The 23,796-nt window shown below is 58.1% G+C and carries 21 protein-coding genes; 13 read left to right on the top strand and 8 right to left on the bottom strand.

The genetic code is table 11. From position 1 onward, the window contains the following. Positions 1-34: 34 nt before the first annotated feature. The 5 genes from N7922_RS18040 to fepD form a co-directional block, all read right to left on the bottom strand. Complete coding sequence (locus N7922_RS18040) at positions 35-1,660, bottom strand: methyl-accepting chemotaxis protein (protein WP_317633844.1); 1,626 nt, start codon at positions 1,658-1,660, stop codon at positions 35-37. Positions 1,661-1,686: 26 nt separating this feature from the next. Continuing rightward, positions 1,687-2,763 (bottom strand): alpha/beta fold hydrolase, encoded by a 1,077-nt coding sequence (locus N7922_RS18035; RefSeq protein ID WP_263097611.1) that lies wholly within the window; start codon positions 2,761-2,763, stop codon positions 1,687-1,689. Positions 2,764-3,187: 424 nt separating this feature from the next. Then, entirely contained in the window at positions 3,188-3,985 is a 798-nt protein-coding gene (gene fepC, locus N7922_RS18030; RefSeq protein ID WP_263097610.1) for an iron-enterobactin ABC transporter ATP-binding protein, read from the bottom strand. Further along, positions 3,982-4,971, bottom strand: a complete 990-nt coding sequence (gene fepG, locus N7922_RS18025; RefSeq protein ID WP_263100945.1) for an iron-enterobactin ABC transporter permease — start codon at positions 4,969-4,971, stop codon at positions 3,982-3,984. The genes fepC and fepG overlap by 4 nt, the downstream gene beginning before the upstream one ends. Further along, a complete protein-coding gene (gene fepD, locus N7922_RS18020) occupies positions 4,971-5,975 on the bottom strand; it encodes a Fe(3+)-siderophore ABC transporter permease (RefSeq protein WP_263097609.1) in 1,005 nt (334 codons plus the stop codon). The genes fepG and fepD overlap by 1 nt, the downstream gene beginning before the upstream one ends. A 112-nt stretch (positions 5,976-6,087) precedes the next feature. On the opposite strand from fepD, the gene entS reads away from it, so the two are divergent. Beyond that, on the top strand, positions 6,088-7,323 hold the full coding sequence (entS, locus tag N7922_RS18015) for an enterobactin transporter EntS (RefSeq protein WP_263097608.1): 1,236 nt from the start codon (positions 6,088-6,090) through the stop codon (positions 7,321-7,323). Between the two features lie 20 nt (positions 7,324-7,343). Here the strand turns inward: entS and fepB are convergent, their stop codons facing one another. Continuing rightward, complete coding sequence (gene fepB, locus N7922_RS18010; protein WP_263097607.1) at positions 7,344-8,303, bottom strand: Fe2+-enterobactin ABC transporter substrate-binding protein; 960 nt, start codon at positions 8,301-8,303, stop codon at positions 7,344-7,346. 186 nt (positions 8,304-8,489) lie between these two features. Between fepB and entC the strand changes: the two genes are divergently transcribed. The 7 genes from entC to N7922_RS17975 all read left to right on the top strand — a co-directional run bounded on the left by entC (position 8,490) and on the right by N7922_RS17975 (position 15,849). Beyond that, positions 8,490-9,665 (top strand): isochorismate synthase EntC, encoded by a 1,176-nt coding sequence (gene entC, locus N7922_RS18005; RefSeq protein ID WP_263097606.1) that lies wholly within the window; start codon positions 8,490-8,492, stop codon positions 9,663-9,665. 9 nt (positions 9,666-9,674) lie between these two features. Further along, positions 9,675-11,285, top strand: coding sequence for a (2,3-dihydroxybenzoyl)adenylate synthase EntE (gene entE, locus N7922_RS18000; protein ID WP_263097605.1), 1,611 nt, complete (start codon positions 9,675-9,677; stop codon positions 11,283-11,285). Positions 11,286-11,295: 10 nt separating this feature from the next. Beyond that, entirely contained in the window at positions 11,296-12,147 is an 852-nt protein-coding gene (locus N7922_RS17995; RefSeq protein ID WP_263097604.1) for an isochorismatase, read from the top strand. Beyond that, a complete protein-coding gene (entA, locus tag N7922_RS17990; protein ID WP_263097603.1) occupies positions 12,147-12,902 on the top strand; it encodes a 2,3-dihydro-2,3-dihydroxybenzoate dehydrogenase EntA in 756 nt (251 codons plus the stop codon). The genes N7922_RS17995 and entA overlap by 1 nt, the downstream gene beginning before the upstream one ends. Further along, the gene (entH, locus tag N7922_RS17985) at positions 12,903-13,316 is read left to right on the top strand and encodes a proofreading thioesterase EntH (RefSeq protein WP_263097602.1); all 414 of its coding nucleotides are present in this window, start codon (positions 12,903-12,905) and stop codon (positions 13,314-13,316) included. It begins immediately after the preceding gene. 180 nt (positions 13,317-13,496) lie between these two features. Then, a complete protein-coding gene (gene cstA / locus N7922_RS17980) occupies positions 13,497-15,602 on the top strand; it encodes a pyruvate/proton symporter CstA (protein ID WP_263097601.1) in 2,106 nt (701 codons plus the stop codon). Between the two features lie 49 nt (positions 15,603-15,651). After that, the gene (locus N7922_RS17975) at positions 15,652-15,849 is read left to right on the top strand and encodes a YbdD/YjiX family protein (protein ID WP_000460621.1); all 198 of its coding nucleotides are present in this window, start codon (positions 15,652-15,654) and stop codon (positions 15,847-15,849) included. Between the two features lie 55 nt (positions 15,850-15,904). Here the strand turns inward: N7922_RS17975 and N7922_RS17970 are convergent, their stop codons facing one another. Beyond that, positions 15,905-16,648, bottom strand: coding sequence for an SDR family NAD(P)-dependent oxidoreductase (locus N7922_RS17970; protein WP_263097600.1), 744 nt, complete (start codon positions 16,646-16,648; stop codon positions 15,905-15,907). A 108-nt stretch (positions 16,649-16,756) separates the two neighbouring features. Here N7922_RS17970 and N7922_RS17965 point away from each other — a divergent pair, with 108 nt between their 5' ends. Then, positions 16,757-17,344, top strand: coding sequence for a TetR/AcrR family transcriptional regulator (locus tag N7922_RS17965; protein WP_263097599.1), 588 nt, complete (start codon positions 16,757-16,759; stop codon positions 17,342-17,344). Positions 17,345-17,561: 217 nt separating this feature from the next. Here N7922_RS17965 and N7922_RS17960 read toward each other — a convergent pair whose 3' ends face one another. After that, the gene (locus tag N7922_RS17960; RefSeq protein WP_263097598.1) at positions 17,562-18,650 is read right to left on the bottom strand and encodes an oxidoreductase; all 1,089 of its coding nucleotides are present in this window, start codon (positions 18,648-18,650) and stop codon (positions 17,562-17,564) included. Between the two features lie 162 nt (positions 18,651-18,812). Between N7922_RS17960 and N7922_RS17955 the strand changes: the two genes are divergently transcribed. The 4 genes from N7922_RS17955 to N7922_RS17940 all read left to right on the top strand — a co-directional run bounded on the left by N7922_RS17955 (position 18,813) and on the right by N7922_RS17940 (position 23,722). Next, a complete protein-coding gene (locus N7922_RS17955; RefSeq protein ID WP_263097597.1) occupies positions 18,813-20,315 on the top strand; it encodes a sugar ABC transporter ATP-binding protein in 1,503 nt (500 codons plus the stop codon). Next, positions 20,312-21,307, top strand: coding sequence for an ABC transporter permease (locus N7922_RS17950; protein WP_263097596.1), 996 nt, complete (start codon positions 20,312-20,314; stop codon positions 21,305-21,307). The genes N7922_RS17955 and N7922_RS17950 overlap by 4 nt, the downstream gene beginning before the upstream one ends. 20 nt (positions 21,308-21,327) lie before the next feature. Then, on the top strand, positions 21,328-22,392 hold the full coding sequence (locus N7922_RS17945) for a sugar ABC transporter substrate-binding protein (protein WP_263097595.1): 1,065 nt from the start codon (positions 21,328-21,330) through the stop codon (positions 22,390-22,392). Between the two features lie 85 nt (positions 22,393-22,477). Continuing rightward, the gene (locus N7922_RS17940; RefSeq protein ID WP_263097594.1) at positions 22,478-23,722 is read left to right on the top strand and encodes an LVIVD repeat-containing protein; all 1,245 of its coding nucleotides are present in this window, start codon (positions 22,478-22,480) and stop codon (positions 23,720-23,722) included. Positions 23,723-23,796: the final 74 nt, after the last annotated feature.

Here is a 23,796-nt window from a genome sequence, read left to right as displayed (position 1 = left end):
ATCCCCCATCCCGGGTGGGGTGGGGGATAATCGGTTAGTTCACATTCGCGAACGCCATGTTCTGCTGTCCGGCATGGTCATGGCGATCGTTGCCGGATGCACGCCCGCCGTCAGCAAGCTGGAAACGCGTCACCGATTGTTGCAAATTTGCCACCTGCTGTTGCAGGGAACCGGCTGCGGTTGCGACTTCTGCCACCAGTGAGGCATTCTGCTGGGTCACGCCGTCCATTTGATGGATCGCAATATGAATCTGTGAAATGCCCCGCGTCTGTTCGCCGGATGCCATCATCACCTCATCCATAATATCCACCACCTTTTTGACATCGAGCATCACGTCGTTCATGGTCGCGCCAGCCTCTTTCACCAGCCCTGAACCCTGTTCAATACGGCTGAGAGAGTCATTGATCATCGTGCCAATCTCTTTCGCCGCCGTGGCGCTGCGCTGCGCCAGCACACGCACTTCTGAGGCCACCACGGCAAAACCGCGACCGGCTTCTCCGGCGCGCGCTGCTTCCACCGCCGCATTGAGCGCCAGCAGGTTGGTCTGGAAGGCAATGCCGTCAATCACACCCACGATATCGCCAATTTTGGCGGAGCTTTTTTCAATCGCATCCATGGTGGAAACCACTTCAGACACCACGTTAGCGCCGCGGGAGGCTGTCGACGACGCCTTCAGCGACAGGTCGTTTGCCTTGCGCGTGTTCTCTTCGTTGTTTTTCACCGTCGCCATGATCTGCTCCATGCTGGAGGCGGTTTCATCCAGCGACGCGGCCTGCTGCTCTGTGCGGCTGGAAAGATCGATATTCCCGGACGCAATCTCTTCCACCCCCGAGCCGATAGCATCCGTGCCGCTACGTACCCTCTGCACGATGTTTTCCAGTCCATCACGCATACGCTGGACGGCGGCAAAGAGCTGGGCTATCTCGTTTTTACCGCTGATATCGATGCGCGCCCGCAGATCGCCTTCGGCAATACGGTCGAACACGGTAATCACATGATTGAGCGGTTTGACGATCAGATTGGTCATTACTGACCAGGCCAGTCCTGCCAGCACCAGCGCACAGGCGATAGAGAAATAGAGGGCGAACGACATCCGCGTAACGCGGTTATTGGAGTCATCGTAGGCGTTATCAATGCTTTTCAGCTTCCAGGCGACCAGCGCTTTCGAGGCTTTATCAAAATCGGCGTACAGAGCGGTGGATTTCCCGGCGTACTGGCGGTATTCGTCCAGTTTACCGGCTTCCAGCGCGGTAAACGCCGGGCCAATAAACGTTTTCATCAGCGTATCGCGCGATGCCGCCATTTCTGCGGCAATCGCCTGCTCTTCAGCGGATTGCGGATATTTCAGGTACTCCTGCCATTTCGCGCCAGCGCTCTCGATCTTACTTTTGGCGCGCTCCAGCGCCACCTTCGCTTTTTCCGTTTCGCCACTGCCCATCAGTGATTCATACAGACGTAGATCCAGGCGGCCGCGCAGTAATAATTCAGAGCTTTCATTCAGTGCGACCAGTCCCGGTAATACTTCAGTATCGACGTGGGCAAAGGACTTATTCCCCGACTGTACAGCGACTGAACCCAAAATTCCCACGAAGAGTAATAATGCTGTCAGCGAGAAAATCATTATGCTGAGTGCGGTGCGAATCTTTATTTTACGAAACATTGAATATTCCCTGTGTGCGACGAAGATTAATGTTTAGCGTGCTCGTTGGCCGTGCTGGCTAAAAATATTTTGAGTTTTTCATTATAAAATTTGGCGGACATCGTGGTGCCGTGACCACTGGTCTCTGTGCTTGCCGGAATAAGGAACAGTTCAGCCTGTTTTATCTGCTTTAATGTCTCGCTGAAGGTGCTGGTTTCCGGTGGATTACGTTCGTCATCTGCTGAATTAATGATCAACATTGGCGCGGTAATGTTCTTTAAAGCGGGCAGGGCGTTGTAATTGGCGGACGAGCCCCAGAGATAAATAAAATCGTTGGCATCGGCAGTGACGGGCGCAGCGAGTCGTTCATCAACCACTTTATCCGCCAGCGCGCGGGTTGGCGCTTTATGTTGTAAGGCCTGCGTACCGCCCGTTGTGGCAATACTGAACATAATATTGGCTGTTTTTAACGCGGGCGGCTGTTGGCGGTAATTGCCTTCAGCCCAGGCGGGATCGTTTTTGATGGACTCAATCAACATCCGACGCAGCATCCAGTTACGTCCCGATAATTCATTGGGTTGCGATGCCATCGGCACCAGCGCATCCATCATTGACGGGTATTTTTCACCCCATAACCAGGTTTGCATGCCCCCCATTGAATAACCCATCACCAGGCGTAAATGAGAAATGCCCAAACCTTCTTTCACTAAGCGATATTGTGCGGTCACCATATCGTCATAATCGTAGTGCGGAAATGCCATACGCAAGCCGTCTGACGGTTTGGATGATTTTCCTGACCCGATACTTTCCGGCATGATAATAAAGTATTTACTGCTGTCCAGAGCCTGGCCCGGGCCAAACAACTCGCCGGCAAATCCCTGCGCTAATAAGGCTTTAATGGGTTGATTCGTCCCGTGAAGCAGTAATACGGCAGGTTTACTTTTGTCCCCCAGCGTAAAGTAATGAAGGCGCAAGTCGTTCAGTTTTTCGCCGTTATTAAAGGTGAATTCTTTGGCAATCCACTCTTTTTCTTCCGGTACCGGAGGTGAATTGGCTGCGTGAGTTGAAAGTGACAGAGTTAACAGAATGGCACCAGCCACCCCTGTTATTATGCGGATAAACATAAAATAACCTTTTGGATATATGCAGGTTTTGGAAACCTGATGTTAGTTTTTATTGAGATAAATCCCAATAAACATTAACGGCGGGAATGCAAAAAAGCATGACGTTCTTTGTTTTTGCGTTTCTGCGAGATATTTTTCAGGCGGTTTTTCTTACGCTAAAATATCTTAAAAGGGGAGCTGGCCGGAGGAGTTAATATTGATTAAGGTTTTTTATGGTTATATTACAGCCACTATTAGCATTCCTTAATAATAACGTTATTGCAGCTTAAGAATAAAGACGCTGGAAAATAGCATAAAGAATATCATTTATTGTTTACAGTAAAATGTCGTGCGGCGGCGAAAAAAATGCGCAGGTATATCGATATACCTGCGCATCAGAAATGAAAGATATCCTGGCGGGTTCAGCGTGTGGAAAGTAAACCTGCTATTTGCTGCGCCCCAGCGGCACCACCAGCGGAGTATGCGCCACCGGATCGTCAATGATCATACAGCGTAAACCGTATACCGCCTCAATCAGCGCCGGGGTAACAATCTCTTTCGGCGCACCCTGCGCCACGATCTTGCCATCCCGCAGGGCAATCAGGTGTGTTGCATAGCGGCAGGCCTGGTTCAAATCGTGCAGTACCGCCGCCAGCGTGTAACCCTGTTCGCGATTGAGTTCACTTAACAGCTCCAGCAGATCAATCTGGTAGCTGATATCCAGCCAGGTGGTCGGCTCGTCGAGCAGCATGATCGCCGTTTCCTGCGCCAGCACCATGGCGATCCATGCCCGTTGACGCTGTCCTCCCGAGAGCGTATCCACACTCTGGTTGGCCAGCGCATCGACGCCCGTGGCGTTCATCGCCCGCTTAACCGCCTCTTCATCCTCTTTACGCCAGCGGGTAAACAGAGGCTGGTGCGGGTAACGACCGCGCGCGACCAGCTCCTGCACCGTGATGTCTCCCGGCGTGGTGGCGTTTTGCGCCAGCAGGCCAATGCGACGTGCCACCTCTTTGCTGGCAAAACGCTGGATCTGTTCGCCATCCAGATAGACATGCCCCTGCGCGGGCGTCATCAGGCGGCTTAAGGTGCGTAATAGCGTCGATTTGCCGCAGCCGTTGGGGCCAATAATGGCGGTGAAATGGCCGTCGGGAATGGCGACGCTCAACTGCTCGGCGACAATCTTTTTGCCGTAACCCAGGGTTAACGCTTCGCCGCGCAAACGGGTTTGTGTGTCGATCATTTTTTGCGGGACTCCTGAATTAACAAGGCGATAAGGTAAATACCGCCGAGGCTGACGGTCACGACGCCCACCGGCAACTGATACGGCGTAAAGCCTTGCTGAGCGAGCATGTCCGCCAGGAGCAGCACCAGTGCGCCGCACAGCGCAGACTGAACCAATCCCCAGCGGGCAGTGGCGCTCAGGCGGCGGGCGATGTGCGGCGCCACCAGCGCGATAAACGAAATTGGCCCCGCCAGCGCGGTGGCGGCGGCGGTGAGCGCCACGGCGACCAGCATCAGCATCAGCCGGGAGCGTTCGACGCTGACGCCGAGCGCGCAGGCGCTGTCATCGCCCATCTCCAGTAAGCGCATACGCCGGGCGAGCAGGGCGGCAAAAATAAACATCAGCGCAATCAGCGGCGCGGAAGGCAGGGTCTTCGCCCAGGTCAGCCCGTTCAGCGAACCGGCATTCCACAGCCCGGCGGAGAGTGCCGTTTCCAGCGAAGCATGCAACAGCAGCCAGGTGTTAAACGCCATCAGCATCGCGCGCACGCCGATGCCGACAATGATCAAACGGAAGGTTTCAATCCCGTTGCGCCAGGCCAGCAGCCAGACCACCAGCGATGTCACTATGCCGCCCGCCATCGCCGCCAGGGCAATGGCGGTCATGTGCTGACCAAACAGCACCATCGCCACCAGCACGCCGCTCCAGGCGCCGGTATTAAATCCCATCACGTCCGGACTGCCTAAGGGGTTGCGCAACAGGGACTGGAAAATCGCCCCGCTGACGCCAAGGGCCGCGCCCACCAGTAACGCCATCAACACGCGGGGTAAACGCCATTCCGTCACCACAAGCTGCATGGCGCGGGGCGCATCGCCGGTCAGCGCATCAATAACCTGCGAGAACGCCAGGGTAACGGTGCCGCTGCGCAGGCTCCACATAGCCAGCAGCAGTGCGGCGAGCGCCATCAGCAGGCAACTGGCGACCAGGCGACGGGAAGGAGCCATCATAAACCGCCTCCGCGCGCGCGGCGCACCAGCACAATCAACACCGGCGCACCGATAAAGGCGCTGACCACGGAGACGCGTAATTCACCCGGCACAATCACCCGGCCAATCATATCGGCGAACAGCAGCAACGCCGGGGTAGCGATCAGCGTGGCCGACAGCGACCAGCGATGATCGGCGCCCACCAGCCAGCGCGCCATGTGCGGCATCATCAGGCCGATAAAGGCAATCGGGCCGACCAGCGCTGTGGCGCTACCGCACAGGACGGTAATGATCAACAGACCGAGCAACTGTGTGCGCGCCACTTTGCTGCCCAGCGCGGTGGCCGTATCGCTGCCGAGGCTCAGGCTATTGAGCGATCGGCTCAGCATCAGCGCGGCTATTGCTGCCAGCAGTACCGGCAGCACGACAATCTTCAGGGTATGCAGGGTGCGAATATCCAGCGAGCCTGCCTGCCAGAAACGCAGCTGATCGTAGACGTCGGCATTCAGCAGCGAGATGCCGCTGGACAACCCTTCCAGCACGGCGGCCAGCGCAACGCCCGCCAGCGTGAGGCGCACCGGGCTAAGCTGCCCGCCGCCCTGGCTGCCGGTAAACGCCACCAGCAGCGATGCCGCCAGCGCGCCGCAAAACGCCAGCAGCAGTTGTTCCGTGGGGGAGGTGATGCCGATCAGCGCCGCGCCGAGCACAATGGCGAAACTGGCTCCCGCATTAACGCCCAGCAGGCCGGGGTCGGCCAGTGGGTTGCGGGTCAGCGTTTGCATCAACGCGCCAGCCAGTCCGAGCGCGCCGCCCGCGAGCAGTCCCGCCAGCGTGCGTGGCAGGCGAGCGTCTTTGATGATGATGCAGTCCGCGCTCTGGCAGACGCCGGTGAGGGCATCCATCACCACGGCGGCGGGCAGGGTTTTTGCGCCAATAAACAGGCTGAGTGCAACGGCGGCTAACAGCAATATCAATAACCCGGCAAGGGCGACGGGGCGCGCCGGGAAAGCAGAAAACGACATAAAACGTCCCAAACTTGATAATGATAGTAATTATCGTTATCGATCTTGTTTTGATATGTTAACATGCATAGCCTGCGAATGGACACAAAAAGTGCGTATTTAAGGCGTTGTAATGAAGCAACAATCCTGGCTGTTGAACCTGAGCCTGCTGCAGACGCATCCGGCTTTCCGCGCGGTATTTCTGGCGCGTTTTATCTCGATTTTATCGCTCGGGCTACTGGGTGTGGCGGTGCCGGTGCAAATCCAGGCCATGACCCACTCCAGCTGGCAGGTGGGTCTGGCGGTGACGCTGACCGGCGGCGCAATGTTTGTTGGCCTGATGCTCGGCGGTGTGCTGGCGGATCGCTACGAACGTAAGAGACTGATTTTACTGGCGCGTTCTACCTGTGGCGTGGGTTTCATTGGCCTGTGCCTGAATGCGCTCTTGCCGGAACCGTCGCTGGCGGCCATTTATCTGCTCGGCTTGTGGGATGGTTTTTTCGGCGCGCTGGGTGTCACGGCGCTGCTGGCGGCGACGCCTGCGCTGGTCGGGCGGGAAAACCTGATGCAGGCGGGCGCGATCACCATGCTGACGGTTCGCCTCGGCTCGGTGATTTCGCCCATGTGCGGCGGTTTGCTGCTGGCCTCCGGCGGGGTGGTGTGGAACTACGGTCTGGCAGCGGCAGGCACGTTTATTACCTTGCTGCCGTTGCTCAGTTTGCCTGCGCTGCCGCCACCTCCCCAGCCGCGCGAGCATCCGTTGAAATCGCTGCTGACGGCGTTGCAATTTTTACTGCGTAATCCGCTGATCGGCGGTATTGCGCTGCTTGGCGGGTTGCTGACGATGGCAAGCGCGGTGCGCGTGCTGTACCCGGCGCTGGCCATTGGCTGGAACATGTCGGCGGCGGAGATCGGGTTGCTGTATGCCGCACTGCCGCTGGGGGCGGCTATCGGTGCATTGACCAGCGGTAAGCTGGCGCACAGCGAGCGTCCGGGGGTGATTATGCTGATCACCACCGTCGGGGCGTTTATCGCCATTGGTTTATTCAGCCTGATGCCTTTCTGGGCGCTGGGCGTGGTGTTTCTGGCGCTGTGCGGCTGGCTGACGGCGGTGAGTTCGCTGTTGCAGTACACGCTGCTACAAACCCAGACCCCGGAAGCGATGCTCGGGCGCATAAATGGTTTGTGGACGGCGCAAAACGTCACCGGCGATGCCATTGGCGCGGCGTTGTTGGGGGCGATGGGGTCGATGATGACGCCGGTCTCTTCCGCCAGTCTCAGTGGGCTGGTGCTGGCGGTCGTTGGTCTGGCGTTGGTGGGCGGGCTCAGCGAGCTGCGACGTTTTCGTCAGACGCAGCCCGCGGCGTAATCACTGCCAGCCCAACGGAATTAGCCAAACAGTGCCGACAGACGCTGCAACACGCGGGTGGCGCTGTAATAGTCGAGGCGGAACGTCTCTGCGCCCAGGGCGTAAACGCGTTTGTGTTGCACGGCAGGCAGATGCGCCAGCAGCGGGTTTGCGCTCAGGGCGTCGGCATCCTGTTGATCGCTGGCGAACAGGAACAGTGATTCACCGTTCAGCCCGGCGGCCAGGTTTTCGCCGCCCAGTTGCACGATATCGTGGCGTTTGCCCTGGCTCTGGCTGGTTTGCAGCCCGGCGGGCAGGTCAGCAAGGGTAAAGCCGAGCTGCTGCATCAGCTTGCCCTGCGCGGACTCGCGGGTCCACAGGTTTGCGCCGTGCGCCGCCGGGGTATAGACCAGCGCGCTGACCGGCTGTGGCGGCAGGGTGATATGCGCTTTTACGTCCGCCAGTTGCTGATTGAACTCTGCGATGCGCGCCGCCGCCTGTTTTTCCTGGCCGGTGATTTGACCAAGTTGCGTCAGCAGCGCTTGCCAGCTTTTGTCGTCGTAGTTGATGACCAGCGTCGGCGCGATGGCGGAAAGTTGATCGTACAACGCCAGTGCGGAGTCGCCGCCGGTGGCGCTTATCAGGATCAGGTCCGGCATTTGCGCGGCGACGGCTTCGGCATTCGGTTCGCCGATGTAAATCCGCGCGACCTTACGCTGTTTCGCCACGTCGCCCCACTGGCGTAAAAAGCCCTGATCGTCGGCAAAACGGTTTTTCGGCGTGGTTGCGCCGCTGGCAATGACCGGAGCATCTATTGCCAGCAATGAACCGGTGAGGGTCACGCTGGTGGAAACAATGCGCAGTGGCTTGCTGTCGAGCTGGTGTGCGCCGTGGCTGTCGCTCACCTGGCGGGGCCAGTCGGCAGCCAGCGCTGAGGATAGTCCTAAAACAAAAATGCCCAGAAACACAATGGGCTTACGGCACCAAAAGGGAAATCTCACGAGTCGCGTCCTGTTTTTGTTGAGGTTAATGCTTCTCATTTTCAGTGTTGAGCGAGGCGGATGCAAGAGGCAGTCGTGCAGGGGGATATTCTGCTGTTGACAGAGCGGGTCATAACTTTTTATCTTACTGCGCAATAATACAAATGATAATCATTCTTAGTTCACTTATCATTGTTGGAGGATGATATGGATACGTCCCTGGCTGAGGAAATCCAGCAGTCTGTGCAGACGCTGGCCGCGGATCAGTTTTTCTTTATGTCGCCGTACCGCAGTTTTACCACGTCCGGCTGCTTTGCCCGTTTCTCTGAGCCCGCCGCAGGCGGCGACGATCGGGAGGGCGCTTTCCAGCAAAAACTGGCGCAGGCTTTTGCCAGTGCGAAAGCGAAGGGCATCGCCAGACCGGTGATGGTCGGTGCAATCCCCTTTGATACCACGCAGCCTTCCGCATTGTTTATTCCGCAATCCTGGCAGACCTTCTCCCGCCCGGCAAAACAGCGATCGGCCCGCTATTTCAACGCTGGCGAAATGCCGAACGTGAAGACGCAGACATTTATCCCGGAGCAAGACCACTTTATGCAGATGGTTGAGCGCGGTGCAGCGAAAACCGCCACGCCGGAAGTGGATAAAGTGGTGCTCTCCCGTTTGATTGATATTGCGACGGACAGCAACGTCGACAGCGGCGTGCTGCTGGAGCGTCTGATTGCCCAAAACCCGGCCAGCTTCAATTTCCATGTCCCGTTGCCGGATGGCGGCGCGTTGCTGGGCGCCAGCCCGGAACTGCTGCTGCGCAAAGAGGAAAACCGCTTCAGTTCACTGCCGCTGGCAGGCTCTGCACGCCGCCAGCCAGACGACATGCTCGATCGCGAAGCGGGCAATAAGCTGCTGGCCTCGGAAAAAGATCGCCACGAACATGAACTGGTGACTCAGGCGATGAAAGCGGTGCTCAAACCGCGCAGTCGTTCGCTGACGCTGCCCGACTCCCCACAACTGGTGACCACGCCAACGTTATGGCACCTGGCAACGCCGATTGACGGTGTTGCACACGACGATGAAAACGCCTTAAGCCTCGCTTGTTTATTGCACCCGACACCCGCGCTGAGCGGTTTCCCGCACCAGGTGGCGAAGAAACTGATCGCCGAGCTGGAACCGTTCAACCGTGAACTGTTTGGCGGCATTGTCGGTTGGTGCGACGCCGAAGGAAACGGCGAGTGGGTGGTGACTATCCGTTGCGCCCGTATTCACCGTAACACCGTTCGGCTGTTTGCCGGCGCCGGGATTGTTCCAGCCTCTTCTCCGCTGTCGGAGTGGCGTGAAACCGGCGTGAAACTGACCACCATGCTGAATGCTTTTGGTTTGCATTGAGGAGCTGAGATGACCCTTCCTTTTAACCGTTGGCCGGATGAGTTTGCCCGCCGTTACCGCGAAAAAGGTTACTGGCAGGACTTGCCGTTGACCGACATTCTTACCCGTCACGCGCACAGTGATGCCACGGCGGTGATCGACGGCGACCGCGCGTACAGCTACCGCCAGGTGAATCAGCTCTCAGATAACCTGGCCTGCTCGCTCCAGACGCTGGGCATCAAACGCGGGGAAACTGCGCTGGTGCAACTGGGGAATGTGGCGGAGTTTTACATCACCTTTTTTGCGTTGCTGAAAATCGGCGTCGCGCCGGTGAATGCCCTGTTCAGCCACCAGCGCAACGAACTGAACGCTTACGCCACGCAGCTTAAGCCGGTATTACTGATTGCCGATCGTGAACATACGCTGTTTGCCGGTGATGACTTTGTCACCACCTTTGTGGCAGAACACGACACGCTGCGCGCCGTGTTGCTGCGTGGCGATAAGGGTGAACACGCGCTGGATGCGGCGATTGCCCGTCCGGCGGACAATTTTATTACCACGCCGACGCCCGCCGATGAAGTGGCATTCTTCCAGCTTTCTGGCGGTAGCACCGGCACGCCGAAGCTGATCCCCCGTACACATAACGATTACTACTACAGCATTGTGCGCAGTAACGAGGTATGCGGGTTTACCGCTGACACCCGCTATTTGTGCGCATTGCCCGCGGCGCATAACTACCCGATGAGCTCGCCTGGCGCGCTGGGTGTATTCCTGGCGCACGGCTGCGTGGTGCTGGCCGCCGATCCGAGCGCGACGCTGTGCTTCCCGCTGATTGAAAAACACCGCATTAACGTGACTGCGCTGGTGCCGCCCGCGGTCAGCCTGTGGCTACAGGCGATTCAGGAGTGGGGCAGCAATGCCCAACTGGCGTCGTTGCGACTGTTGCAGGTGGGCGGCGCACGGTTGTCGACCACGCTGGCTGCGCGGATCCCGGCGGAGATTGGCTGCCAGTTGCAGCAAGTGTTCGGTATGGCGGAAGGGCTGGTGAACTACACCCGGCTGGACGATCCGCTGGAGCGCATTACCCATACCCAGGGTCGCCCGATGTGCCCGGACGACGAAGTTTGGGTGGCGGATGAAAACGGTAACCCGCTGCCCGCAGGGCAGGTAGGGCGGCTGATGACGCGCGGGCCGTACACCTTCCGCGGCTACTTTAACAGCCCGGAACATAATGCCAGCGCCTTTGATGAAAACGGCTTTTACAGCTCCGGCGATCTGATTGCCATTGATGAGCAGGGCTATATCACCGTGCAGGGGCGTGAAAAAGATCAGATCAACCGCGGCGGCGAGAAGATTGCTGCCGAGGAGATCGAAAACCTGTTGCTGCGCCATGAGGCCGTGATCCACGCGGCACTGGTCAGCATGGAAGACAGTCTGCTCGGCGAAAAGAGCTGCGCCTGGCTGGTGACGAAAACGCCGTTGCGCGCGGTGGCGGTTCGTCGGTTCCTGCGTGAGCAAGGGGTAGCGGAATTCAAACTGCCGGATCGCGTGGAGTGCCTTGAGGCGCTGCCGCTGACGCCGGTCGGTAAGGTGGATAAAAAACAATTACGCCAGTGGTTAGCACAGCGTACATCGGCGTAAAGGAGAGAAGATGGCGATTCCAAAATTACAGGGCTACGCACTGCCAGCGGCAGCCGATATCCCGGAAAACAAAGTCAGCTGGGCGTTTGAACCTGAACGTGCCGCGCTGCTGATCCACGATATGCAGGAGTACTTTGTTAACTTCTGGGGCGATAACTGCCCGATGATGCAGCAAGTGGTGGCGAACATCGCCGCCCTGCGTCGCTACTGCAAACAGCACCATATTCCGGTCTATTACACGGCGCAGCCGAAAGAGCAGAGTGATGAAGATCGCGCACTGCTGAACGATATGTGGGGGCCGGGACTGACCCGCTCGCCGGAGCAACAGCGAATCGTGGCGGAACTGACGCCGGATGATGCCGATACCGTACTGGTCAAATGGCGCTACAGCGCGTTTCACCGCTCGCCGCTGGAGCAGGCGCTGAAAGAGACCGGCCGCAACCAGTTGCTTATCACCGGCGTCTATTCGCACATTGGCTGTATGACCACCGCCACCGATGCGTTTATGCGTGATATCAAACCGTTTATGGTTGCCGATGCGCTGGCGGACTTCAGCCGCGAGGATCACCTGATGTCGCTCAGGTACGTGGCCGGGCGTTCCGGGCGCGTGGTGATGACCCAGGATCTGTTACCCGTTCCTGGAAGCAAAGCTGCACTGCGGGCGCTGATCCTGCCGCTGCTGGATGAGTCCGACGAGCCGCTGAATGATGAAAACCTCATCGATTACGGCCTTGATTCCGTACGCATGATGGCGCTGGCGGCCCGCTGGCGCAAAGTGCACGGCGATATCGACTTTGTGATGCTGGCGAAGAACCCGACGATTGATGCCTGGTGGACGTTGCTCTCCCGCGAGGTGAAATAATGGCCCACCTGGATTTTACCGGTAAAACCGTGTGGGTGACCGGCGCCGGGAAGGGGATTGGTTACGCGACTGCGCTGGCGTTTGTGGAGGCTGGCGCGCAGGTGACCGGGTTTGATCTGGCGTTTGCCGATCGCGACTATCCTTTCTCCTGCGAGGTGGTGGATATCGCCAATGCGCAACAGGTGGACGCCGTCTGTCAACGTCTGCTGGCGCAACGCGAACGGTTGGATGTGCTGGTCAATGCCGCCGGGATTTTGCATATGGGGGCGACGGATGAACTCTCCACCGACGCCTGGCAGCAGACTTTCGCCGTTAACGTTGGGGGCGCGTTCAATCTGTTTCGCCAGACGATGGCGCAGTTCCGCCGTCAGCAGGGCGGAGCCATTGTCACTGTCGCTTCCGACGCGGCGCATACACCGCGCATCGGCATGAGCGCCTATGGCGCGTCGAAAGCCGCGCTGAAAAGCCTGGCGCTGAGCGTCGGGCTGGAACTGGCGGCAAGCCATGTGCGCTGCAACGTTGTCTCGCCGGGCTCGACGGACACGGACATGCAACGCACGCTGTGGGTCAGTGATGACGCTGAACAGCAGCGCATTCGCGGCTTTGGTGAGCAGTTCAAACTGGGTATCCCTCTGGGCAAGATTGCCCGTCCACAGGAAGTGGCGAACACCATCCTGTTCCTTGCTTCCGATCTGGCCAGCCATATCACCCTGCAGGATATTGTGGTGGATGGCGGTTCAACGCTGGGGGCGTAAATGATCTGGAAACGCCATTTAACGCTTGAGGAGCTGAACGGCACCAGTGATAACACGCTGGTGGCGCACCTCGGCATTGTCTACACCCGCCTTGGCGATGATCTGCTGGAAGCGGAAATGCCGGTGGATACCCGCACGCATCAGCCTTTTGGTTTACTGCATGGCGGCGCGTCGGCGGCGCTGGCGGAAACGCTGGGGTCGATGGCCGGTTATCTGATGACCCGCGACGGTCAGTGCGTGGTGGGCACGGAGTTAAACGCATCGCATCATCGCCCGGTCTCGCAAGGCAAAGTGCGCGGCGTTTGCCAGCCTCTACACCTTGGCCGTCAGTGTCAAAGCTGGGAGATTGTGGTGTTTGATGAGCAGGGACGTCGCTGCTGTACCTGTCGCCTGAGTACGGCCGTCCTCGGTTAAGGTTTTCCCCCTCTCTGCGTCCGGAGAGGGAATCTTCCCCCCCTATAAGTGATCCTGGTAACACAATGAGGTAAATGCCTGCTGTCAGGACGAATTTTCCTTGTTTCAAAGTTGTTAAAACCTGCGAGTTGATATAGAAACAAAATGTAACATCTCCTTATCTCTCAACGGATAACCGCTATGAACAACTCAGGGAAATACCTTATTTGGGGCATGCTCTCCCTTGTTGGAGCGTTTGCTCTTGGTTATATCGCACTGAATCGCGGTGAACAGATCAATGCACTGTGGATTGTGGTGGCTGCGGTCTGTATCTACCTTATCGCTTACCGTTTTTATGGTCTTTATATCGCCAAAAATGTGCTGCAGGTTGATCCGACGCGCATGACACCGGCGGTACGGCACAATGATGGTCTCGACTATGTGCCGACAGACAAAAAAGTGCTGTTTGGTCACCACTTTGCGGCGATTGCCGGGGCAGGCCCGCTGGTGGGGCCGGTGCTGGCGGCGCAAATGGGCTATCTGCCGGGGATGATCTGGATCCTGGCAGGCGTGGTGCTGGCCGGTGCAGTGCAGGACTTTATGGTGCTGTTTGTCTCCACCCGCCGCGACGGGCGTTCGCTTGGCGAACTGGTGAAAGCGGAGATGGGCGCGACCGTTGGGGTGATTGCGCTGGTGGCGACCTTTATGATCATGGTGATCATCCTGGCGGTGCTGGCGATGATTGTGGTGAAAGCGCTGACCCACAGCCCGTGGGGAACCTACACCGTGGCCTTTACCATCCCGCTGGCAATTTTTATGGGCATCTATATTCGCTATCTGCGCCCGGGGCGCATTGGCGAGGTGTCGGTGATTGGCCTGGTGCTGCTGGTGTTCGCCATTATTTCCGGCGGTTGGGTGGCGGCAAACCCGGCGCTGGCACCCTATTTTGATTTTACCGGCGTACAGTTAACGTGGATGCTGGTGGGTTACGGTTTTGTGGCCTCCGTACTGCCGGTCTGGCTGCTGCTCGCACCGCGCGACTATCTCTCTACCTTCCTGAAAATCGGCACCATTATCGGGCTGGCGATCGGCATTCTGATTATGCGCCCGACGCTGACCATGCCTGCGCTGACGAAGTTTGTTGATGGCACCGGTCCGGTGTGGAGCGGGAGCCTGTTCCCGTTCCTGTTTATCACCATTGCCTGCGGCGCGGTGTCTGGCTTCCATGCGCTGATCTCCTCCGGCACCACGCCGAAAATGCTCGCCAGCGAAGGACAGGCGTGCTTTATCGGCTACGGCGGTATGCTGATGGAGTCGTTCGTGGCGATCATGGCGCTGGTATCAGCCTGTATTATCGATCCGGGCGTTTACTTCGCGATGAACAGCCCCATGGCGGTGCTGGCACCGGCAGGAACCACCGATGTGGTGGCGTCTGCCGCGCAGGTGGTGAGTGGCTGGGGCTTTAGCATCACGCCGGATACTCTGCGGCAGATTGCAGAAGAAGTGGGCGAACAGTCGATTATTTCCCGTGCAGGCGGCGCGCCTACGCTGGCGGTCGGCATGGCCTATATTCTGCACGGTGCGCTTGGCGGTTTAATGGGGGTCTCGTTCTGGTATCACTTCGCGATTCTGTTTGAGGCGCTGTTTATCCTGACGGCGGTGGACGCCGGGACGCGTGCGGCGCGCTTTATGTTGCAGGATCTGTTGGGGGTGATTTCCCCGAACCTGAAACGCACCGAGTCGCTGCCCGCTAACCTGCTGGCGACGGGGTTGTGCGTGCTGGCGTGGGGCTACTTCCTGCATCAGGGCGTGGTGGATCCCCTTGGCGGCATTAACACGTTGTGGCCGCTGTTCGGCATTGCCAACCAGATGCTGGCCGGTATGGCGCTGATGCTGTGCGCCGTGGTGTTGTTTAAGATGAAACGCCAGCGTTATGCGTGGGTTGCACTGCTGCCGACCGCCTGGCTGCTGGTCTGTACGCTCACCGCTGGCTGGCAAAAAGCCTTCAGCCCGGACAATAAAGTTGGCTTCCTCGCCATTGCCAATAAGTTCCAGGCGATGATCGACAGCGGGACAATCCCGGCGCAGTATACCCAGTCACAACTGGCGCAACTGGTGTTTAATAACCGTCTCGATGCCGGTCTGACCATCTTCTTTATGGTCGTGGTGGTGGTGCTGGCGTTCTACTCGCTGAAAACCGCGCTGGCGGCGCTGAAAGTGGATCACCCGACGGCGAAAGAGACGCCGTATGAGGCGATGCCGGAAGATATTGGCCAGATTGTGGGTCAGGCGAAAGGCGTTCATTAACCGTGTTTCCCCCTCTCTCCTGTGGGGAGAGGGCGGATGAGGGGATAACATGTTCGACACGCTATCTAAAGCCGGTAAGTACTTAGGCCAGGCGGCGAAAATGATGATTGGCGTTCCGGATTATGACAACTACGTTGAGCATATGCGCGTGACGCACCCGGATCAGACGCCGATGACCTACGAGGAGTTTTTCCGCGAGCGCCAGGATGCGCGCTACGGTGGCAAAGGCGGCGCACGCTGCTGTTGATCTCCCGGTTTCTCGATCAGGCGGTGCTCTGCGCCGCCTTTTCTTTGCACGTCACTCAGGCGTTTGTGCCGCCGTCCACCACAATATCCGTACCGGTGATCTGTTTTGCCGCCGGGCTGGCAAGGAAGGCCACGGCTTCGGCGATATCCTGCGCCTCACCATAATGCCCCAGTGCCGTTAACCGACGCTGCTCTTCAGCGCCTTCGCCATCCGCCGGGTTCATATCGCTGTCGGTTGAGCCGGGTTTCACCATATTGACAGTGATGCCGCGTGGTCCAAGGTCGCGCGCCAGACCGCGCGTTAACGAGTTCAGCGCCGATTTGGTCATCGAGTAGATGGCAATGTCAGTGAACGGTACGCGATCGGACAGGCAACTGCCGATGTTGATAATGCGCCCGCCCCGAGGCAAATGCGCGATCGCCGCCTGCGTTGTGTACACGACACCGCGGATGTTGACGTTGATCTGCGCGTCGATGTCCTCCTGCGACATCGTTTCCAGTTGCCCGGCGCGTGCAATACCGGCGTTATTCACCAGAATATCCAGTCCGCCTAACGCTTCTACCGCCTGTGAAACGGCGGCGCGCGCGGCTTGTGGGTTGCCGCTGTCAGCCTGAATCGCCACGGCGTTACGCCCCAGCGCGCGGATCGATTCGGCAACGGCCTCGGCTTTGTCTGCGGATTTTTCCCAGGTAATGGCGACATCTGCGCCTGCCTGCGCCAGCGTGAGCGCAATGGCTTTACCCAGACCTCGACTGGCGCCCGTGACCAGTGCGCGTTTACCTGCAAGTGAGTGTGACATGGTCGCTCCTAATTATATGTCGATTGATACATAATTAAAGTAAACGGGCTTTCACCTCGCCGTCAATAGTATTAATATACCGATCAGCACAAAATGTGAGGAGGCACTGTGAGCCGGGGAAGACCACGGGAATTTGACCGTACCGATGCGCTGGATAAAGCGATGAAACTCTTCTGGCAGAAGGGGTTCACCGCCACGTCGATGAACGATCTCTACCAGGCGATGGGCATTAAATCCCCGAGCCTGTATGCGGCGTTCGGCAGCAAAGAGGATCTCTATGATGAGGTTTTGCAGCACTACGAACAGACGGTTGCGCCGCTGATTTGGGGCGGGATGGACAGTGAACCGTCGCCGAAAACGGCCATTGCGCAATGGCTGGCGCGTTCGGCGCAGACGTTAACCCGCAGCGGTATGCCGCACGGGTGTATGGTGACGCTGTCGGCGGTTGCCAGCGAAGGCAACGATCGCCTTGGCGCGCGGGTGCAACAGTTACGCAATGGCGGTGTGGAACTGCTCAAAGCGCGGTTAACGCAGGCGCAGGAGCAGGGTGATTTACCGGCTTCGACGGATATCGACGCGCTGACGCGGTTATACGTCAGCATCCAGCAGGGGATGTCGATTCAGGCGCGGGATGGCGCAAGCCGCGAAACGCTGCTCGGCGTCGCCAGAATGGCCATGGCGCTCTGGCCTGCATAATGGGAATGACTCTGAGGTGTCAGTTAAATCCGTGGCGATTCAACCCTTGCACAGTAATAACCTGATAATCAGTTTGATACGTGGGCGTCGAGTGCGCCAGGAGAGTACCTGTTGTGATGTAATGAAAAAACAAAAAAATTGAGAGCATTGCGGTGCAGGCTACAACTCCCGTGGATAGGATTTCGCCCGGCGTAGCACCCCACGCCGGGCTCGCATATCAACGCGATAGCGTTTCGACTTTTTCAAATGCTGCACGTAGCGTGTCGGCGGTGAGTTCTACCGGCAGATAATGAATAGATTCAACCGGGCGCAGGGTGTGCGCAATCACCTTGTCCAGTTCGGCGCGGTGAGTGATGTCGACATCCAGCGCGGCCAGCGTGGTCGGCAGGTTGAAACGCTGATAAGCGTCAATCAGCTGCGCCAACACATCGTCCTGGCCGAGCAGGGCGCTCTGCACCAGAATGCCGTAAGCCACTTTGGTGCCATGCAGGAATTTATCCGTTTGCGGTAACACGGTCAGCCCGTTGTGCACCGCATGTGCAGCCGCAACGCGGGTATAACGCTCGCCAAGGCCGCCAACCATACCGCCGCCAGCGATAATGGCATCCACCACATCGCGAAACGCCTGCGTCACGTCGCCGCGCTGCTGATCGGCCAGCGCCTGCTCACTGCTTTCCAGTAACACATCACGAATGGCCAGTGCGCCATTAATGCCCAGACGCACGGTTAACGGCAGATTTTCCGGCTGTGGCGCCAGCACCACCGCTTCGTACCATTTCGCCAGCGTATCGCCAATGCCTGCCAGTAAATATTCTGCCGGAGCATTAAGGATGATCTGCGGTTCCACCAGCACCAGAAAATTGGCGTCGTCGAAGATTTCGAATTGCAGCGCCTGCCCGGCATCGTTGTACCACACCGACAGCGGCGTCCAGGCTGCGCAGGTCGCGGCAATGGTCGGGATCGCCACCACCGGCAAACCCAGACGGCGCGCCACCACTTTGGCGGTATCCAGCAGTGCTCCGCCGCCCACGCCAATCACCACTGCGCGGTCATCCCCCGCTTGCGCAACCAGCTCGCCAACATCGCGCTCGCTACAGTGGCCTTTAAACAGAATATGCTTCGCACCAGGCGCATTAAACCCTTCCGGCAGAAACGCTTTTGCGCCAGCAAAGGCGCGTTCGCCGTAGATCCACACCGCGCGGGAGAGCTGCTCTGCGCTGTAGAAGTCGTGCAAACGCGCAAGGCTCCCGGCATGGGAATAGTAGTTAGCGGGGCCGGGTACGACGCGAATATCAGTGTTGCTCATGTGTTGTGTCCTTGTGCGTAATGGCTAACCCGATGTTATGTCTGGACATCCGGATGGCTAATATTATTTTGCTTTATCTTATGCCTTTTCTGTCGTTGCCAGTCAAGCAAGGCTGTGAAAAATTCGTTAAATCAATCTATTAATGGCAGGGATTTCCGCAGCATGAGCAGCAACCACCTCGAAATGCGCACCATAAGCCTGGCCTTTGGCGGCTTCCGGGCGCTGTCGCACGTGGATTTCACCTTACGGGGCGGTTCAGTGCATGCGTTAACCGGCGCCAACGGCGCGGGGAAGTCCACGCTGATGGCGGTACTGTGCGGAACACACGATCACTACGAAGGCGAAATCAGTATCAATAACCAGGTAGTGAGCATTCGCACACCGCGTGACGCCAAAATGTTTGGCATTCACTTGGTGCAGCAGGAAGTGGATGTCGCGCTGATCCCCGGTCTGAGCATCGCGGAAAACATCATGCTCGATAAGCTGGCCGAAGAGGGGCACCGCTACCGCTGGGGCGAGATTCGCCAGCAAGCGCGGGAAGCGCTGGCGCAGCTCGATGTGGCGTTGGATGTCAAACGCTCAATTGACACTTGCTCGCTGGCGGAAAAACAGCAAATCCTGCTGGCGCGCGCGCTCTCGCATCGCTGCCGTTTTTTAATCCTTGATGAACCCACCGCTCCCCTTGATAGCCGGGAAAGTGAGCGCTTATTCACCGTGGTGAAACGCCTGCAACAGCAGGGTATTGGCGTGGTGTTTATCTCGCACCGCATTCATGAACTGAAGGCCATTTGCGACACTTTAACCGTGCTGCGCGACGGCAAACTGATTGAGTCCGGCCCGATGGCCGACCTGAGCGGCGAGCAGATCGTGGAAAAAATGCTCGGCCATGAACTGAGCGATATTTATCCGCCTGCGCGTCCGCCGCACAGCGATGAAGTGCTGCTGAGCGTTGACGGTCTGCATGATGAAGGGCTGCTGAAAGATATCTCGTTGCGGCTGCGCAAAGGGGAGATCCTCGGTATCGCCGGGCTGGCGGGTGCCGGGAAAACCGAACTTTGCAAAGCGCTTTTCGGCGCGAGTAAAAGCCGCATTACCCGCGGTGAGCTGAACAACCAACCGTGGCGACCCCGTGATCCGGCGGATTCAGTAACGCGCGGCCTGGCGCTGGTTCCGGAAGAGCGGCGCAAAGAGGGCATCTTTATTGAAGAGCCTATCAGCATGAATTTATCCATCAGCGCGGATAACAGCTTTTCGCGTTGGAGTCTGTTTGGTCACCGCCAGGCGTGGCGCTGGGCGCAGGAAGTGATTGCCCGCGTGGGCGTGCGCACGACCGGGCCGGGGCAAACACTGTGTCGCCTCTCTGGCGGCAACCAGCAGAAAGTGGCGATCGGCAAATGGCTGCGCGGCAATGCGAACGTGCTGATTTTTGATGAGCCGACCAAAGGGGTGGACGTCAAGGCGAAGACCGATCTGTTCCAGCTGATTGATGGCCTGGCGCGGGAAGGCAAAGGCGTGATCTATGCGTCGGGTGAATTCGCCGAACTGGTGGGTTTATGTGATCGGATTTGTGTGCTGTGGGACGGGCGCATTGTTGCAGAAGTGCCGGGCGAGGATGCCCGCGAAGAGACACTACTTTATTATTCCACCGGAGGAACGGCGCCGTGAGTAAGGCCCTGACAGTCAATGCGGCGGTGACGCCCCGCCAGCAGTTTTTTGATTTTCTTTATAAATGGGGCATGTTGCTTACCGTTGTCGCGCTGATCGCGATTTTTGGCGTGGCATCGGACAACTTCCTCGATCCCTTCAACATCATCAACATTTTACGTTCGATTGCCATCGTGACGGTGATCGCCGTTGGCGTCTCCATTTCGCTGACCATCGGCGGGTTTGACCTGTCGGTCGGTTCGACCGCTTCACTGGCCAATGCGCTGGTGATTTCGCTGTTTGTCTGGCACGGCTTCGGCACCACCGAATCGATCCTTATCACGCTGGTGCTTTGTACGCTGGTCGGCCTGTTTAACGCCTTCCTGATCGTGGTACTGCGCATTCCCGATATGCTGGCCACGCTCGGCAGCCTGTTCGTGATTCAGGGCGTGGCGATGACCTACAGCTACGGCGGCTCCATCACTGAAAACATGGTGCTGCCGAGCGGCGACATGGCGGAAGGCACCATCCCGGCCGCGTTTGCTTCTCTGGGCCAGGTTCCGACGATTGTTGTAATTATGCTGGTGGTAACACTGGTGGCGCAGCTTGGTTTGTCACTGACGACCCACGGTCGCCGGATGTACGCCATTGGCGGCAACCCGGAAGCGGCAAGACTTTCGGGTATTCGCACCACGCGCTACAAGGTTGCGGCTTACGTTATCTCTTCGCTGCTGGCCGGGCTGGGCGGGATTTTGCTGGCCTCGCGCATTGGTTCATCGCAGGTGAATGCCGGCGGCGGCTACCTGATGGATGCCGTCGCGGCGGCATGGATCGGCTTTTCGCTGGCGGGTTCCGGTAAACCGAATGCCTTCGGCACGCTGGTGGGGGCGGTGATCCTCGGTGTGCTGCAAAACGGGCTGGTGATGCTGTCAGTGCCGTATTACGCAATGGACATTATTAAGGGGCTGGTGCTGGCCGGTGCTCTTGCGTTGACTTACTTCCAGCGTCGTTAATTATTCAGGGGAAAACAGACATGAAAAAAATTGCACTTTCGCTGTTGGCGCTGGGATTACTGAGCGCGCTGCCGGGCCACGCGGCCACGCCTGCACCGGTGCCGGACGCCATTGCCAATCATAATGGACCGGTGCGTATTGCGCTGATCCGTAACCTCGGGTCGGACGATAACACCACGCAGTTTGTCTCCGGCGCATTGCAGGAAGGCAAAAAACTTGGCTTTAAAATCAGCACCTTCCTTAGCAATGGCGATGACGCGAAATTCCAGGATTTCGTCAATCAGGCCATCAGCCAGAAGTATGACGGTATTATCCTCTCGCAGGGGCGCGATCCGTACTCCACCGATCTGATCAAAAAAGCCGTCGCAGCCGGGATTAAAGTGTCGGTGTTCGATACCGCGGTGAACGGTGAGATCCCGGGCGTGACCGTTACCCAGCAGGATGATGCGTCGCTGACCAAACTCTCCTTTGGCGAGCTGGTGAAAGACTTCAACGGTAAAGCCAACATCATCAAACTGTGGGTTGCTGGCTTCCCGCCAATGGAGCGCCGCCAGGCGGCCTACGCGGAACTGCTGAAAGCGAACCCGGGTATCAAAGAGCTGGAATCGATTGGTGCGGTCTCCTCTGACGTGCAGGGCGATACCGCCAACAAAGTCGGTGCAGTGCTGGCGAAATACCCGAAAGGCAAAATCGACGCGATCTGGGGGACCTGGGATGCGTTCAGCCAGGGCGCGTATAAGGCGCTGAAAGAGAACGGACGCACCGAGATCAAACTCTACAGTATCGATGTGTCTAACCAGGATCTGCAACTGATGCGGGAAGCCAACAGCCCGTGGAAAGTGAGCGTGGCGGTGGATCCGAAGCTGATTGGCGCAACCAACGTGCGTTTGATCGCCAACAAGATTGCCGGTGAACAGACGCCTGCGACGTATGACTTTAAAGCGGCGGCGATCCCGCAGGCGCTGCTGGCCAGCCAGCCGGGTGCGGTAAACGTGGCCTCGCTGGGCAAAATCATTCCGGGCTGGGGCCAGACCGAAGACTTTATCGCCCCGTGGTTCGCTACGCTGGAAGCGAAAAACAAATAACAATCCAGGCCGAAACCGCAGGCCAGATAAGCCCTTAGCGCTGCCTGGCCTGCGAAGAGCAATACGGCTGTTGAAAGGATGAATCATGGCAACTGAACTTCCGCGTCCCGAATATAGCCGCAATATGCGGCTGATTGGGCACAGCGACCAGGGAGGGCGCCCGGATGGCGTCCAGTTAATGGTGCATCGCGGCTTTGCGTACATCGGTCATATGGTGTCGCAGGGTTTTTCTATTGTGGATGTGCGCGATCCGAAAAACCCGAAAGCAGCAGGATATGTGCCTGCGCCGCCCGGCACCTGGAATGTGCATCTGCAAGCTCACGACGATCTGCTGCTGGTGATCAATGCCCGCGACCTGTTCGCCGATGCGCGCTTTGCCGATGAAAAGGTCTATTACACCCGGTCGGTCGGTGACACGGTCAGCGATGTGCAGGACAAAGGCTGGAGTGCCGGGCTGCGCATTTTTGATATCTCCACACCGGATAAACCCCGTGAAATCAGTTTCCTGTCGCTGAACGGCATTGGCATCCACCGTATCTGGTACGTCGGCGGTCGCTGGGCGTATGTTTCGGCGTTGATCGACGGTTTCACCGACTATATCTTCCTGACCATCGATCTGGCCGACCCGCGTAAACCGCAAGTTGCCGGGCGTTGGTGGTTACCGGGGATGAACCAGGCCGCAGGTGAAACACCCGCATGGCCGGAAGGCAAACGCTACGCGCTTCATCACGCCATTATCGCTGGCGACACGGCTTACGGTAGCTGGCGCGATGGCGGCCTGACGCTGCTGGATGTGAAAGATCGCAGTGCGCCGAAGCTGATCAGCCATCGCAACTGGAGTCCGCCGTTCGGCGGCGGCACGCATACCGCGCTGCCGTTACCCGACCGAGAGCTGCTGGTGGTGCTTGATGAAGCGGTGCTCGACAATCAGGACGATGGCGAGAAACTGATTTGGCTGTTTGATATTCGCGATCCGTCCAACCCGGTCAGCATCTCAACGTTCCCCCAGCCGGACGAAACGGATTACGTGGAGAAAGGGGCGCATTTCGGGCCGCACAACCTGCACGAAAACCGCCCGGGCAGCTTTATCAGCTCTACGCTGATTTTTGCCACATATCAGAATGCGGGCGTTCGCGCTTACGATATTTCCAACCCGTATCGCCCGGTGGAGACCGGCGCGCTGGTGCCGGCGGCACCGGCAACCATGATGGATACCCGGCCAGGGCGTCCGCGCGTGATCCAGTCATGCGACGTGTTTGTGGATGCGCAGGGGATTATTTACAGCACGGATTACAACGGTGGGCTGTCGGTGATTGAGTATTTGGGGTAAGGCTGGAGCCCGGTTTCCCCTCACCCTGACCCTCTCCCCGGAGGGGAGAGGGAATAAAGAGAATCCGGCGTGGG

Source organism: Kosakonia sp. ML.JS2a (genome assembly GCF_025642095.1).
GTDB lineage: Bacteria > Pseudomonadota > Gammaproteobacteria > Enterobacterales > Enterobacteriaceae.
The sequence above is the reverse complement of the archived record's forward strand: the minus strand, read 5'-3'. Positions and strand labels throughout refer to the sequence as shown.